The sequence below is a fragment of the Lacticaseibacillus kribbianus genome, from assembly GCF_020180945.1.
In the GTDB taxonomy this organism is placed as follows: Bacteria; Bacillota; Bacilli; order Lactobacillales; family Lactobacillaceae; genus Lacticaseibacillus; species Lacticaseibacillus kribbianus.
Map to the genome: position 1 here is coordinate 238,462 of NZ_JAIPUL010000001.1, position 14,454 is coordinate 252,915.

The 14,454-nt window shown below is 63.3% G+C and carries 15 protein-coding genes; 10 read left to right on the forward strand and 5 right to left on the reverse strand.

Annotation, left to right across the window (positions count from 1 at the left end; genetic code table 11):
* Positions 1-166: 166 nt before the first annotated feature.
* From LE416_RS01185 to trxA, 4 genes are all read left to right on the forward strand, one after another.
* Positions 167-406 (forward strand): cell division protein ZapA, encoded by a 240-nt coding sequence (locus LE416_RS01185; RefSeq protein ID WP_225046670.1) that lies wholly within the window; start codon positions 167-169, stop codon positions 404-406.
* Between the two features lie 2 nt (positions 407-408).
* Positions 409-948 carry a CvpA family protein gene (locus LE416_RS01190; protein WP_225046671.1) on the forward strand — a complete coding sequence of 180 codons (540 nt, stop codon included), beginning with the start codon at positions 409-411 and terminating at the stop codon, positions 946-948.
* Positions 949-1,023: 75 nt separating this feature from the next.
* Positions 1,024-3,381, forward strand: coding sequence for an endonuclease MutS2 (locus LE416_RS01195; RefSeq protein WP_225046672.1), 2,358 nt, complete (start codon positions 1,024-1,026; stop codon positions 3,379-3,381).
* 135 nt (positions 3,382-3,516) lie between these two features.
* Complete coding sequence (gene trxA, locus LE416_RS01200) at positions 3,517-3,828, forward strand: thioredoxin (protein WP_225046673.1); 312 nt, start codon at positions 3,517-3,519, stop codon at positions 3,826-3,828.
* A gap of 86 nt (positions 3,829-3,914) precedes the next feature.
* On the opposite strand, the gene LE416_RS01205 is transcribed toward trxA, so the two are convergent.
* Positions 3,915-5,156: an ISL3 family transposase gene (locus LE416_RS01205; protein ID WP_225046665.1), complete on the reverse strand. Its 1,242-nt coding sequence runs from the start codon at positions 5,154-5,156 to the stop codon at positions 3,915-3,917.
* A gap of 184 nt (positions 5,157-5,340) precedes the next feature.
* Entirely contained in the window at positions 5,341-5,808 is a 468-nt protein-coding gene (locus LE416_RS01210) for a YslB family protein (protein ID WP_225046674.1), read from the reverse strand.
* Positions 5,809-5,949: 141 nt separating this feature from the next.
* Here LE416_RS01210 and racE point away from each other — a divergent pair, with 141 nt between their 5' ends.
* Positions 5,950-7,386 carry a glutamate racemase gene (gene racE, locus LE416_RS01215; protein ID WP_225046675.1) on the forward strand — a complete coding sequence of 479 codons (1,437 nt, stop codon included), beginning with the start codon at positions 5,950-5,952 and terminating at the stop codon, positions 7,384-7,386.
* A gap of 9 nt (positions 7,387-7,395) precedes the next feature.
* Complete coding sequence (locus tag LE416_RS01220) at positions 7,396-7,911, forward strand: YfcE family phosphodiesterase (RefSeq protein ID WP_225046676.1); 516 nt, start codon at positions 7,396-7,398, stop codon at positions 7,909-7,911.
* A gap of 378 nt (positions 7,912-8,289) precedes the next feature.
* On the opposite strand, the gene LE416_RS01225 is transcribed toward LE416_RS01220, so the two are convergent.
* On the reverse strand, positions 8,290-9,021 hold the full coding sequence (locus LE416_RS01225; RefSeq protein WP_225046677.1) for an MIP/aquaporin family protein: 732 nt from the start codon (positions 9,019-9,021) through the stop codon (positions 8,290-8,292).
* A 170-nt stretch (positions 9,022-9,191) separates the two neighbouring features.
* Here LE416_RS01225 and cbpB point away from each other — a divergent pair, with 170 nt between their 5' ends.
* A complete protein-coding gene (cbpB, locus tag LE416_RS01230; protein WP_225046678.1) occupies positions 9,192-9,674 on the forward strand; it encodes a cyclic-di-AMP-binding protein CbpB in 483 nt (160 codons plus the stop codon).
* Positions 9,675-9,732: 58 nt separating this feature from the next.
* Here cbpB and LE416_RS01235 read toward each other — a convergent pair whose 3' ends face one another.
* Together LE416_RS01235 and LE416_RS01240 are read right to left on the reverse strand one after the other, a co-directional pair.
* A complete protein-coding gene (locus tag LE416_RS01235; protein WP_225046679.1) occupies positions 9,733-10,626 on the reverse strand; it encodes a DUF368 domain-containing protein in 894 nt (297 codons plus the stop codon).
* 150 nt (positions 10,627-10,776) lie between these two features.
* Positions 10,777-11,649, reverse strand: coding sequence for a mechanosensitive ion channel family protein (locus LE416_RS01240; RefSeq protein WP_225046680.1), 873 nt, complete (start codon positions 11,647-11,649; stop codon positions 10,777-10,779).
* Between the two features lie 344 nt (positions 11,650-11,993).
* Here LE416_RS01240 and LE416_RS01245 point away from each other — a divergent pair, with 344 nt between their 5' ends.
* The 3 genes from LE416_RS01245 to LE416_RS01255 all read left to right on the forward strand — a co-directional run bounded on the left by LE416_RS01245 (position 11,994) and on the right by LE416_RS01255 (position 14,430).
* A complete protein-coding gene (locus LE416_RS01245; protein WP_225046681.1) occupies positions 11,994-12,422 on the forward strand; it encodes a DUF948 domain-containing protein in 429 nt (142 codons plus the stop codon).
* 25 nt (positions 12,423-12,447) lie between these two features.
* Positions 12,448-12,930: a YtxH domain-containing protein gene (locus tag LE416_RS01250; protein ID WP_225046682.1), complete on the forward strand. Its 483-nt coding sequence runs from the start codon at positions 12,448-12,450 to the stop codon at positions 12,928-12,930.
* Between the two features lie 693 nt (positions 12,931-13,623).
* Positions 13,624-14,430: a metallophosphoesterase family protein gene (locus tag LE416_RS01255; RefSeq protein WP_225046683.1), complete on the forward strand. Its 807-nt coding sequence runs from the start codon at positions 13,624-13,626 to the stop codon at positions 14,428-14,430.
* Positions 14,431-14,454: the final 24 nt, after the last annotated feature.

Sequence of the window (14,454 nt, forward strand, 5' to 3'; positions counted from 1 at the left end):
CCAAAATCTAAATCGACTGAGCGCACTCCGGCGTCGCGAGCCAGCGGCGTCGCGTGCGGTCGATGTCCGGGTTGGGGTGGCCATCGGCGTCGCAATCGCCCGGCCGGTAGCGCGTGAATTGCATTCATGGTAGAATAAATCAGTATATGAAAAGGAGCGGTGTCGGTTGCAAGAACAAAAAAGGCGGTTCAAGGCCGTAATCAATGGCAAGTCCTACACGATCGTCGGGCCCGGCAGCGCGGCGCACTTTGAGGCGGTAACTGCGATGCTCAACGAGCGGCTCGCGCAGATCAAGGGCCTCGCGCCGAGTCTCAGTTCAGAGGATGCTGCCATTCTGTTGGCCTTCAACGCGTTGTCCGACGCGGTCAAGATCCAAGCGCAGGCGCAGCGGGACACGCAGGAGTAATTATGCTGAGTTTTGTGATCATCTTGGCTTTGGCCTATTTCTTTTACGCCGGCGCACGGCGCGGGCTGATGCTTCAGCTGGTGCACGTGGCAGGCTACGTCCTGTCCTTCATGCTGGCGACCGCGCTGTACAAGGGGCTGGCCAATCAGATCTCGCTTCTGGTGCCGTACCCGTCGGCCACCGAGCAGAGCCGTTTCGTGTTCTTTGATAACCAAGTCGGTCTGACGCTGGACGCCGCGTTTTACCGCGGCGTCGCGTTCGTGACGGTGCTGGCACTGGGCTGGCTGGTCACGCGCTTCGTTGCGCTTTGGCTGCACGACCTGAAGTACCGGCCGCTGGACTCGCACGTCAATTGGCTGCTCGGCGGTTTTCTCAACGTCGCGATGGGCTACCTGTTCATCTTCCTGCTGCTGTACCTGGTGGCGCTGATCCCAATCGGCGGCCTGCAGGACATGCTGGCCAACTCGCTGGTCGGCCGCGCGATGGTGCGCTACTCGCCGGTCCTGACGAAGCTGTTCACCACGCTTTGGGTGGCGGGCTAAACAGAATGTGCGACCAAGGCGAGGCGCAGGCCTCGCCTTTTGCCTGCCCGGCGACTCTAAGTGAAAGGAAAAACTATGAATACTAAAATTCTCCAAACCCTGGCCTACGACCGCATCGTCGCCGCGCTGCAGCAGGAGGTCGCCACGGCCGCCGGTTCCCAGCGCGTCGCGGCGATGCGGCCGCAGACCAACGCGGATGAGGTCCAGGCGGGCCTGGACGAAACCGCGGACGGGGCGACCATTCTGCGCCTGAAGGGCGGGATCCCGATTCCGACCCTCGGCAACATCGGCCCGTCCTTGAAGCGCGTGCGCATCGGCTCGGTGCTCAACGGCACGGAGCTTGCGGCGCTTGCGCGGGTGCTGCGCACGGTCAGCGCCGTCGACCGCTTCCTGACCGATCTGGCCGACAACGTCGACCTGCGCGTGGTGTACGACCTTCAGCAGGCGCTGACCACGCTGCCGCAGCTTGAGCGGCGCCTGACCACGGCGGTGGACGAGGAGGGCAACCTGACCGATGAGGCCAGCCCCGAGCTCGGCCGCATCCGCCAGTCGATCAAGCGGCTGGAGGGCGACATCCGCTCGCGCATGGACAACTACACCCGCGGCGGCACCGCCAAGTACCTGTCGGACCCGATCGTCACCATCCGCGACGACCGCTACGTGATTCCGGTGCTGGCGCAGTACCGCGGCCAGTTCGGCGGCGTGGTGCACGACCAAAGCGCCAGCGGCCAGACCCTGTTCATCGAGCCGCAGGCGATCGTCGAGATGAACAACCGGCTGCGCGAGGCGCAGATTGCGGAGGCCACCGAGATCGAGCGCGTTTTGGCCGAGCTCTCCGATGAGGTCTCGCCCAACGCGACCGCGCTGGCCGCCAACGCCGAGGTGATCGGCCACCTCGACTTCATCAACGCCAAGGCCAAGTACGCGCGGCTGATCAAGGCGACTGAGCCGACCGTCTCGCGCGAAAACCACGTCGACCTGCTGGCGGCGCGTCACCCGCTTTTGGACCCGCACCGCGTCGTGCCCAACCGCATCACGCTGGGTCAGGACTACCAGGCGATCGTGGTCACCGGCCCGAACACCGGGGGCAAAACGATCACGCTGAAAACCCTGGGGCTTCTGCAGCTGATGGGCCAATCCGGCCTGTTCATCCCGGCCGCGGCCAACAGCCAGATCGGCGTGTTCTCCGACATCTTTGCCGACATCGGCGACGAGCAGTCCATCGAGCAGAACCTCAGCACGTTTTCCGCCCACATGTCCAACACCATCACCATCCTCGACCACCTGGACAAGGACGCCCTGGTGCTGTTCGACGAGCTGGGCGCCGGCACCGACCCGCAGGAGGGCGCGGCCTTGGCCATCGCCATCCTCGATGAGGTCGGCGTGATCGGCGCGGACGTCGTTGCCACCACCCACTACCCGGAGCTGAAGCTGTACGGCTACAACACGCCCAACACGATCAACGCCTCCATGGAGTTCGACGTCGCGACGCTGCAGCCGACCTACAAGCTGCTGATCGGGGTGCCGGGGCGCAGTAACGCCTTTGACATCTCGCTTCGGCTGGGGCTTGACGCGACCATCGTCGACCGCGCGAAGCTGTTGATCGCCGATGACTCGCACGACCTGAACAACATGATTGCGGACCTCGAAAGCCAGCGCAAGGCGGCCGAAACCGAGTACAAGGCGACGCGCCACGAGCTCGACGAGGCCGAAAAGCTCCACAAGGACCTGCAAAGCGCCTACACCGAGTTTTTCAACGAGCGCGAGCGGCAGCTCAACGCCGCCAAGGACCAGGCCAACGCGATCGTCGACAAGGCGCAGGACAAGGCCGACAAGATCATCAAGACCCTGCGCCAGATGCAGCTGACCAACCCGGGCACCGTCAAGGAGAACCAGCTGATCGACGCCAAGACCGAGCTGGCCAACCTGCACCAGGAGAAAAAGCAGCCCAACCGCGTGCTGCGCCGCGAGAAGCGCAAGCAGGCGCTGGCGGCCGGCGACCGCGTCAAGGTGCTGAGCTACGGCCAGACCGGCGACCTGATCGAGCAGGCCGACAGCAAGCACTGGGACGTCCAGATCGGCATCATGCGCATGCGCATCGCGACCAGCGACATCGAGAAAATCAAAGACGACCCGGAGCCCGAGCCCAAGCGGCGCATCACCGGTGTCAAGGGCGGCGGCATGACCGGCCCGAGCACCACGCTGGACCTGCGCGGCCAGCGCTACGACGAGGCGATGGCCAATCTCGACAGCTACATCGACTCGGCCCTTTTGGCCAACTACCAGCAGGTCACCATCATCCACGGCCTGGGCACCGGCGCGATTCGCAACGGCGTGACCCAGTACCTGAAACGCAACCGACAGGTGAAGAAGTTCGGCTTCGCGCCGCAAAACGCCGGCGGCTCCGGCGCCACCATCGTCGAATTCAAGTAGGGCTTGCGGCGACTACCGGCGCCCCCAAAGCGGTGGCGGCGGTGAACCGAGTGGGGGAACGCTTGCTTTTGGTTGCCCAATGAAGTAGACTGTAGTTAGTTACGAAAAGTAAGTACATGATAAGGAGTGACCGTGATGGTATTAGCTGTAACCGATCAGAACTTTGAGACCGAAACCGCAACCGGCGTGACCCTGACCGACTTTTGGGCAACCTGGTGTGGCCCCTGCAAGATGCAAAGCCCGGTGATCGAATCGCTGGCCGAAAGCCGCAAGGACGTGAAGTTCGTGAAGATGGACGTCGACGCGAACCCGAACACTCCGTCGAGCTTCGGCATCATGGCGATCCCAACGCTGCTGGTCAAAAAGGACGGCAAGCCGGTCGAGAAGATCGTCGGCTACCACACCAAGGACCAGCTTGAAGAAGTGCTGAACAAGTACACCGACTAACACAAAAAACGGCTCTGCGTCAACTGGTGTTGAAGAATAATTTGATATTTTCTGGGAGTTCCTCTTTGGAGGGGCTCTTTTGTTATTTATGCGATAATCTGGTAGATCCGCTCGAAGAAGTGAGCTTGGTCTCTGAATCCATAGCACGATCGCTTGAGCGCTTTGATCTTGCGATTAATCCCTTCAAGTGGACCGTTGGAACGCCAACTGTCCGCTGCCGCCAGAATTCCAGCCTGGTTCGATTTGAGCGTGCGGATTGCGGTGTCCATTTCGGTTCCGGTTGACTCGTAGTGTTCAAGTAACTGCCACAACCGCCGCGGATTGTGGCCCATCAAGGCATCGTGAAGCGCTTGGTAGGTTTCGCATACTGTGGCCAACCGAGGGTTGGCGGTGAACGCCACATCTAGGGCGCCCTGTTCCGTGATATGCTCGTTCAGCCCACGCATGTATTTGGTGTGTATCGCGTCCGGTGCGGCCTTGTGGAAGAGCCGCCACTGATGTTTAAGAATACGGTAGACTCGGCTCGTTTTGTCGTCGAGCTGCTTAAGCGTTGCGACGCGCACAGTGTCCACCGCGTGACCGAGCAACTGAACGATATGGAAGCGATCGATGATGAGCTGGGCATTGGGGAAAACTTGGTGGATAAAAGCTTGGTAGGAGGCGTTCATGTCCATTGTGATGGTCTGAACGGCGGCGCGTTCTGCCGTGGAGTAGTTGGCAAGAAAGAAGTCCTTGATAGTCTTATTCAGACGGTCGCCAAGAAGCTTCACCAATCGATGGGTATCGCCATCAATACAGATGAAGGACATCATATTCTGAGTTGATCGAAACTCGTCAAAACATAGGTTGGTCGGCAACTCCGGGCGACTGCGATGGTGGAGATGGGACTTGAGTTCTCGTCGAACTGTCGCTGCAGAGATACCCGTATTTTTGGCAATCACTGCTTCGGGGAGGGACTGCCTGGCAAGCTGTAGGACTGTTTGCTTGATTGAGTGGGCAATCGTGTCATTGTAGGCCACAAGCGGTGTCTCTGCGGAACAGGTACGATGGCAGGCCGAGCAGAGCCAGCGCTGTTTGGAAAGCTCAAGAAGCGTTGGAAGTTGACTGAGTGATTGAATGCGGATGTGTGTCGCCTTATGACCGTTAGGTCGCAACGCGTCTTCACCACAGTGAGGACAAGTATCGCGGTGGTAAGTGAGATCACACGCAATGACGTGGTACTGAAGGCGCCGCTTGCCCCGGCCTCGGTAGCCGTCGTAAACTGCGGTTACATGAATGTTCTCGTATGGCAATCCCAGGACAGAGAGCGTAGAATCAAGGTTGGACATCACTAATACCTCGCTTTGTTTTAGGTTTGGTCGCTTGGAGCGAAGAACGGGTGCTAGATGGTGCCCTTTTATTTTGCGCTGTTATTGAAAAAAGGTCTACACTCTCGGCGTTGGAATTCTCCAACACCAGAAAGTGTAGACCCCAAAAAACCCGCCGAAGATTCGGCGGGTTTTTCGTTGTGGGTTACAGGGCGATGGGGTGCTCCGCCGTCGGCTGCGGGGCCTTGAGGTCAAGCACCACGGTGAGGGCGACGACCTTCTTGCGCCGGTCCACCACGGGGTTGGCCTCGGCGACCACGCCGAGCACCTGCTGGAGGCTTTGGGCCAAGAAGCCGGCCTCGAGGCGAAAGTCCGGCTCGTCAAAGTTCTGGATGCGCGTCTCGACGACCGAGCCGCTCAAGGTGTAGTGGCGCTCGTTTTTCTTGGCGGATTCCGGCGCCAGGGTGCCAAAGCCCATCTTCTCGAACAACGCGGCGATGTCCGGTTCCGCGACCGGCAGCTTGGCGGCCAGCGCGCGGCCGGCCCAGTAGAGGATGCTCGAGGTTTCCACGCCGAGCAGATCCGGGAGCACCAGGTCCCGCAGCGCCAGCTGACCGAACAGCGGGCCGGTTGCCGGAAGGGTGAGTAGATCTTGATAACTTGCTTTTGCCATGACGGCCTCCTCGTGAACGTTACCCCTAGTATACTGGAATCCGCGGGAAAAAACAGCTCTAGCCGGCCCGCGGCGCCACTTGATTTTGCCCGTGAAGACGCCCACAATGAAGGTTCAGACTAAACGAAAGAGGCGTTAGCTATGAAGACGCAACCAATCGGATTCATCGACTCAGGCGTCGGCGGCCTGACCGTGGTCAAGGAGGCGCTTAGGCAGCTGCCCAACGAAGGCGTGGTCTTCCTGGGCGACCAGGCCCGCCTGCCTTACGGCCCGCGGCCCGCGGCGCAGGTGCGCGAGTTCACCTGGCAGATGGTGAACTTCCTGCTCGACCACGACATCAAGATGCTGGTCGTGGCCTGCAACACGGCGACCGCCGCGGCCCTGCCCGCGCTGAAGGCCAAGCTCGACATTCCCGTGATCGGGGTGATCGTGCCGGGCTCCCGCGCGGCCATCAAGGCCACCAAGACCCGCCACATCGGCGTGATCGGCACCGAGGGCACCGTGGCCAGCCACGCGTACGCCGACACGATTCACCGCAAGGCCGACCGGCTGGAGGTGACCGAGCTGGCCGCCCCGAAGTTCGTCCCGCTGGTCGAAAGCAACGAGATGACGACCCCGACGGCCAAGCGCGTGGTCGCCGAGACCCTCAAGCCGCTTTTGCATCAGGGCATCGACACGCTGGTGATGGGCTGCACCCACTACCCGCTGCTGCGGCCGCTGATCCACAACGTGATGGGGGCGGGCGTCACCCTGATCGACTCGGGCGCCGAAACCGTCAGCGAGGTGTCCACGCTGCTGGACTACTTTGACATCGCCAACGACGCGCCGGTGGCGGAGCCGGTGCGCGAGTTTTACACCACCGGCAACGCCGAGCTGTTCGACGTGATCGCCGGCAACTGGCTGGGCATGACGGTCCAGGCGACCCACGTGACCATCGACCAGCTCAAAACGGACGGCCCGAGCCGCGCGGCGGCCAAGACCGTCGTGGTGGCCTCCAAGAACGCGGGCAAGGTCAAGGAAATCGCCGCGATGTTTGCGGCGGAGGGCGTCAAGGTGCTCAGCCTGCGCGACTTCCCCGACGTGCCGACGGTTCCCGAAAGCGGTAGGACGTTCGAGGAGAACGCCCGGCTGAAGGCCGACGGGTACGCCCGGGCGCTGGAGCTGCCGGTTTTGGCCGACGATTCCGGCCTGACCGTCGACGCGCTGGACGGGCGCCCCGGCGTTTTCTCCGCGCGCTACGCCGGCGTCGGCCACAACGACGCGGCCAACAACGCCAAGCTGATCGCCGAGCTCGGAGAGGTGGCACCGAAAGACCGCACCGCGACGTTCCACTCGACGTTGGTGTTCGCCAAGCCTAACCGGCCGGCCGATGACCTGGTGGTGACCGGCACCGTTGACGGCCTGATCACCGGCATTCCCCGCGGCGACAACGGCTTCGGCTACGACCCGTACTTCATGCTGCCGGCACTTGGCAAGACCATGGCCGAGCTGACGGCGGAGGAGAAAAACGCGGTGAGCCACCGCGGCAACGCGATGCGCGCGCTTGAAAAGCAGTGGCGCGCCTGGTACGAGAATTAGGAGGGCGACATGAAGATTGTGGCAGTGAGCGACACCCACGGGGACCGGCAAATCCTCCTGGACATTCTGGGCTTTGAACCGGACGCCGCCGCGTACTTTTACGTCGGCGACTCCGAGTTTGCGGCCGACGACGCCGTGTTCAACACCTACCGCGCGGTGCGCGGCAACATGGACTTCGATCAGGGCTTCCCGCTGAGCCTGACGGCGACGATCGCCGGCACCACCGTTTTTGCGGCCCACGGGCACCGGCTGGGGGTCAACTACCAGCTGGACGACCTGATCGCGGCCGCCGGGGCGGCGAACGCCGACATCGCGCTGTTCGGGCACACCCACCAGCTGGGCTGCGAGATGCACCAGGGGATGCTGGTGCTCAACCCCGGCAGCATCAGCCAGCCGCGCGGCCAGTTCGCCAGCCTCCGCGGCACGTACGCGGTGATCACGGTGACGTCGGCCGCGTTCACCGTGACCTACCACACCCGCGACGGCAAGGCCGCCCCGGGGCTGGAGCGCACGTTCACGCGGTAGGCGTCGTTGCCAGTGGGGACCGCGCCTAGTTGGGCGCGTTGGGCATTGCGCCGCACGCGTTGTGAGGGTTGCCCGGACGACTCGTTCGCCCGGTTGACTTGGCTAGACCGTCGCCGAGCGTGCCGCCCGCAGCAATAGACGGTCCCGCTTAGTGAGGCCTCAAGTCACGATGTGAGGCGCAGGCGTGGGCGGGTCGCAAGACCGGTCTTTGGGCTTGCGGGAGCCCCACGTGTTCCGTCGCCCAGGCCCGGAGCTGGAAGCCTGGACCGGTCCGCGCCGGAGCCGGGCTCGCAACCACACGAGTGGACAGTTATTCAAACGGCCGCCGCGCCGCCACCCATAGGGCGTGCGGTGCGGCGGCCGTTTTGGCGTGCCTGATTACATGAAGACGGTCTTGTACAGCAGGATGGCGGAGATGCCCGCGAGGATCGGCGCGAGCACCGGGACCCAGGCGTAGCCCCAGTCCGAGCTGCCCTTGTGGCGCAGCGGCAGGAGCTGGTGCAGCAGGCGGGGGCCGAGGTCACGCGCCGGGTTCAGCGCCGGGCCGGTCGGGCCACCGAAGCTGGCGACCAGGGTGGCGACCAGGAAGCCGAGGGCCATGTGCGCGGTGCCGAGGTTGTCTTGGAAAAACGGCGCCTTGGTGATGCCCAGTGCCCCGAAGAAGAGAATGAATGAGCCGATGAATTCGTTGATGAAGCCGTTGAGCTTGCTCTTCGTGGCGTTGATGGTGCTGAAGGTGCCCAGGATGTGCTGGGTGTTGGTGGTCAGGTCGTAGTGCGGCTTGTACGCGGCGACCACCATCGCCTGACCGAACATCGCGCCGAGAAACTGCACGATGAGGTACGGCAGGACCTCCGCCCACGGGAACATCCCGGCGACGGCCAGCCCGATGGTGAAGGCGGGGTTGATGTGGTTACCGGAAATGCCGCCGATGATCATGGCGGGAATCATCACGCCGGCACCGTAGCCGACGGCAATCAGCATCCAGTCGGAGCCGTTCCCCTTCGTCCCTTTCAGGTCCACGTTGGCCACGGAGCCGTTGCCCAGCGCCACCATAATCGCGGTGCCGATGAATTCGGCCGCAAGCCGAACGCCTAAATCGTATGTCATTTTGTCTCGTTTCTCCCTTTGCCCTTTTTCTGAAAACACGTAATGCTCACATTCTACCAATTTATAGAAGTATAGGCAAGATTAACGAAGACGTAAAGCTTTTTGCTCGGGATGCAGTCCGGCCCGGAATCGGGTAAAATGAAGGGGTACCCACAAAGAGGAGTGTGCAAATGATCAACAAAGTGATCGATCACATGATGATAGAAAACCGGCAGCACTTCATGATTCCCGGCGAGGTCGTCGCCAGCGTCAACGAGGACAACTCGCTGCGCCACGCCTTCCTGGTGCTGACCAAGGTGCGCTACGCCAAGATTCCGGTGCTGGACCACGACGACCACCTCAAGGGGCTCTTGTCCCTTTCCATGATCACCAACACGATGCTTGGTCTCGACGACCTGAGCTTCGCGCCGCTGGATCAGCTGTGCGTGAAGGACGTGATGGAAAAGGACCTCGTGACCATCGAGGACCCGTACGACGTGGAGAACGTGCTGCACCTTCTGGTCGACAACCCGTTTTTGCCGGTGGTGCAGGCCGACGGCACCTTCACCGGCATCGTGACCCGGCGCGAGGTGATGAAGGGCATCAACTACATCGGCCACAACATCGACAAGCAGTACGCGGTCACCGCGCGCGAGCCGGTGGCCAAGGACTAGCCAACTCAGACAAGCAAAGACGCCGTGCAGTTCGCTGCACGGCGTCTTTCTTGTCTAGTCAGTCGGTTGCGTCGGGACGGTCGAGGAACAGGGTGGCGAGCACGCCAAGCACCGCGAAAACCAGTGCCACGGCCAGGGCGCCCAGCCAGCTGGCCGGCCACGCCGAGGCGATGCCGGTGCGCACCAGGATCACCACCGCCGCGGCGACGATGCCGGCAACGGCGTAGTAGACCTGCGCCTCAAAGCGCGCGAGCAGCCACGCCATCACGCGCGCGACGGCCAGCAGTCCGAGCGCCGCCCCGATCATGAAGGGCAGAAGCAGCGCGACGCTTTGGCCCGCGGCCGCGGCGGCCGCCCAGTCGCCGGCAAGCGCGGCACGCGCCGCCGTGCCCAGCTGGCCGACGGCGTTGTACACGGTGCCGTACTGGTCGATCACCATCAGCATGATCGACCCGGAGATGCCGGGAATCGCCATCAGCGCCACGGAGAACGCGCCGGCCCACAGCATCGTGAAGAAGTCGCCGGCGCTGGTCAGCCGCGGAATCGCAATCAGCGTGCCGGCCTGCCCCTCGCCGAGGCGTGCCAGGCCGTAGATGACGGCAAAGCCCGCGACGCTTAACAGCGGGTACCAAGGCCGCGGCGGGACCTGGCGCATTTTGCGCCAGACGAACGGCACGATGCCGAGCACCAGCCCGGTGAAAAACGCGTAGGCGGCGACCGGCCACGCCGCGGTCAAAGCGAGGATCGCCTTGGTGGACGCGAGGATGCCGATGGCGGCGCCGAGCCCGACCGGCACCAGCAGCCGCAGGTGGCGGCGCGGTGCTTCGGTGAAGTGGTTGACGGCCTCGAGCAGGCGGTCGTAGAGGCCGACCACGACGGCGAAGATGCTGCCAGACAGGCCGGGGATGACGAGGGCGATGCCGATGAAGGCGCCTTTGATCAAGTTGCGCATGGCGGGGTCCTTTCTAAAGGGAAGGGCGGCGGAAGCGTTGGGCGGGAGGTGCGGCCGCGGCCTCGCGAGCGTTGGCAGCGAGCGTTGGCAGCGGCCGGGAGACGGTGGTGCGGCGCGACGGCGAGAAACGGCGGGAAAGTGCAGCCGGGGCTACGGTCGCGGCATGGTCGGGGTCGGCAGCTGGATGCCTGATTCGGTCAGAGCCTGGCTGTAGGCGGCGAGAAAGTCGCGCTGGACGGCCAGCTGCTGACCGTTTTGGACGAACATCAGGACCTGGTAGGAGAAGGTGCCGTCGCCGTTATCGGTCAGGCCGAGGACGTCTGGGCCGCTCTTGATCTCCTTGTGGGTCGGCACCAGCTTGCGGTTGACGGCCGCGATCACCTCGTCGACCTTGGCGAAGTCAGTGTCCGGGCGCATCGGCAGGCGCACCAGCGCCTGCATGTTGCTGCGCGACAGGTTCGAGACGATGCTGATGTTGCGGTTGGGGATGTAGTTGATCGTGCCGTTGAAGCTCTGCACGATGGTGGTGCGCAGGCCGACGCTGGTCACCTTGCCGGAGATTGCGCCCAGCGTCACCGAGTCGCCGACGTCGAATTGGCCCTCCAGGATGATGAAGATGCCGGTGACGACGTCGGACACGAAGCCCTGCGCGCCGAGGCCCAGGGCGATGCCGACCACGCCGGCGCCGGCGATCAGCGTGCCGACGGGAACGCCGAGCGTCGACAGCACCGCGTACAGGTAGAAGAATAAGACGAGGTAGGAGAACGCGTTGCGCGTCAGCGTGTGCATCGTGTCGACGCGCGTCGGGCTGAGCCGGCTGCGCCCCTTGTAGGTCACGAAGCCGCGGTTGACCAGCTTCTTGCCGACGCCGTTGATGATGAAAAACAGCAGGGTGAACAGCACGAGCTGCACGACAACGGAGACGACGCGGTCGAGCACCCCGTCCCAGTTAATGTTTTGAATGTAGCGCAGGAAGAGGTTGGTCTGCTGCGTGAGGTCTTTCACCTGAGCCAAAAAAATCAAGGCAATCGCTCCAATCTATCCCTTAAGTGTACCAAACCGGGCCCCGGGCGACCACTGGCCTAAGGAAATCTTGACAAAAAACCGGCGGTGCGCGAGGCGGCTGCGGCCGGCCGTCGCGGCGCTCCTGTGACGGCCGCCGTCGCCTTCGCGGCGTCGGCGTGGGCACGGCATCGGCCAGGCGTGGGGGTTGGTCAAACCCGCCACAATGGCCAGAGCGTTGCCCCGGGCACCGGGGCGCGCTTTCGGCCGGTTTTTGAACGCGCTCACAAAGTTGGCGGTACCCCAACCACGCGCTATGTGGTACTCTTAACTTAACGGGCAAAAGCCAGTTAGGAGGGTGTTGCATGTCAGGAGCAGAAGTCGCCGGCGTGATCGCGGCCGTCGCGTTACTGGTCATCGCGCTGGCGATCGCGATCGTCGCGATTCGACTGTCGGCGGTCACTAAGGAAATCAAAAATACCGTGGCCGAGGTCAACCAGACCTTGACCATCGTCAACGGCGAAGTCAAGCCGCTGACCAATGAAATTGAAGCGTTGTTAACCAAATCCAACACGCTACTCAACGACGTGAACGGCAAGGTTGCCGCCGTCGATCCGGTGTTCACCGCCATCGGCGAGCTCGGCGAATCGGTCTCCGACCTGAACACGGCGACGCGCAACCTGACCACCAAGGTCACAAGCGGCGTCCAGAACACGGCCAAGGTCACCGCGGCCGCCAAGGTTGGACAGATGGCGATGTCAATGCTGAAGAAGAAAGACACCAAGGCAAACTAGGCGCAAAGTATAGGGAGGGTTCCACATGTCTAAAAAAAGTCATTTTCTGTTAGGGTTCGTGCTCGGCGCGGCCAGCTCGCTGGCGGCCACCTACCTGCTGACCCCGCAGACCAGCGAAGATCTCAAAAAGAAGTTCACGGACACCAAGGATGACCTGGCGGACCGCGCGGCCGACTACTACGACTACGCCAAGGACGCGACGGCCGAGTGGCGCGATTCCGCAACCGCGTTCGTCGACGAGCTGAAGGCCAAGGCCCAAAAGCCGGAGGCGGCCACCGCGACCTACGACGAGGCCACAACGGCTTTGAAGGACCAGCTGACGGCCGTGCCGGAAGTTGGCGGCAACGACGACTTCGACGACATCGTGCTGGACGGCAAGAGCGCCTTCGCCCAGGCCAAGGATCAGGCCGACACGCCTGAACCCGAGACCCCTGAGGCTCCCGCAGAACCGGAGGCCGAAGCGGACGCGGAAGCGCCGACGGACGCCCCGGAGCCAACCGAAGACTAGCAATCCCGAGCCACCGCAGCGCGGTGGCTTTTTGGTACCAGGGCGGAACAAGCCGCACTTAGGCCGCCGTCTAGCGTAAGGCCAGCGCTTGGGCCGCACTTTGGCCCGAGTGCTGGCCTTAGCAGGACGAGCGGCCGTTTGCTTGTGCAGCCCGACGATGACCAGGGCGGAGCGCCGCGGGCTTAGCGGGACGAGTAGCCTAGCCATGGGGGTTGGGGCGCACTATGCCCCGAGACCCATGGCGTAGCTAATCGCTCCCGCGTTGCGGCGCGCAGCCCGACGATGACCAAGGCGGAGCGCCGCGGGCTTAGCGGGACGAGGAGCCGACCTGCCGCGGCTCCTGGTCCCGGGCGGGTCGGCCTGTGCGGCCGGTTTCCGCCCGCAAGCGGGCTTCAACCTAGATTTGGAGCCGGAGCCGCGTTGCGGCTGCCCGTCTCCAAATCTGCCGCGAAGATGTCGGCAATGCCCGCCAAACCCGCGGTCACCGCTGACATCCTCGTTTCACGGGCCAACCCGCCCGGTCCCCTGCGTTGCTACACGGCGGGGCAGATAACCATCACCGGTTTCACCGGTTCTGAGGTTAGTCTTAGGTGGATGAACCTCGTGGGTAGGCACCGCTCGTCACGTGGTCACGGATGTGGGCTGTATCTGTGAGGGAATGAAAGTGTTTGAGATAAGTGATTGGAGGAAACAATGGCAAAACTGGCGGTGATCTCGGATGTCCACGGCAATCGAACGGCACTTTCCGCGGTGCTGGCGGACGCAAAGGCGCACGGCGCCACGGATTACTGGCTGCTCGGCGACCTGCTGATGCCGGGACCCGGCGCGGCGGACCTGTTTGCGCTGCTTGAGGCCTACCACGTGCACTACGCGGTGCGCGGCAACTGGGAGGACATTTTCGGGCGCGGGCTGACCGACCACTACCAAGACACCGCCAAGCACGTCTACTTCACGCGGCTGGCGCGCTTCACGGCGGCGCGGCTGACGACCGCGCTGCGCGCCCAGGTGCGCGACTTGCCGATGCGTCGCCAGCTGACCCTCGGCGGCCTGCGGTTTTCCCTGTCGCACAACCAGCCGGCCAAGAACTACGGGCAGGGTCTGGTGCCCGCCGGTCCGCAAGCGAACTTCGACGCGCTGGTGCCGGCCGGGGTGGACCTCGCACTTTACGGCCACACCCACCACCAGATCATCCGCTACACCACCGCCGAGCAGCTGGTGCTCAACCCGGGCACCGTGGGCATGCCGGTGTTCAACTGGCCGCACCACCCGTTCGACCACCGCGCCCAGTACGCCCTGGTGACCGTCGCCGCCGGGATGATCGACGCGCTCGAGCTGCGCAAGGTCGACTACGACGTGACCCAAGAGATCGCGCTGGCCAAAAGCGCGGGCCTGCCGTACCTCGAGCTGTACTTGGACCAGCTGACGACCGGGCGCATCCACACCTACGACACCGCCAACCAGGAGCGGCTGAGCGCGTGGTACGCCGCGCACGGGGACTAAGAGCCGAGCTAATCTCATACCCGC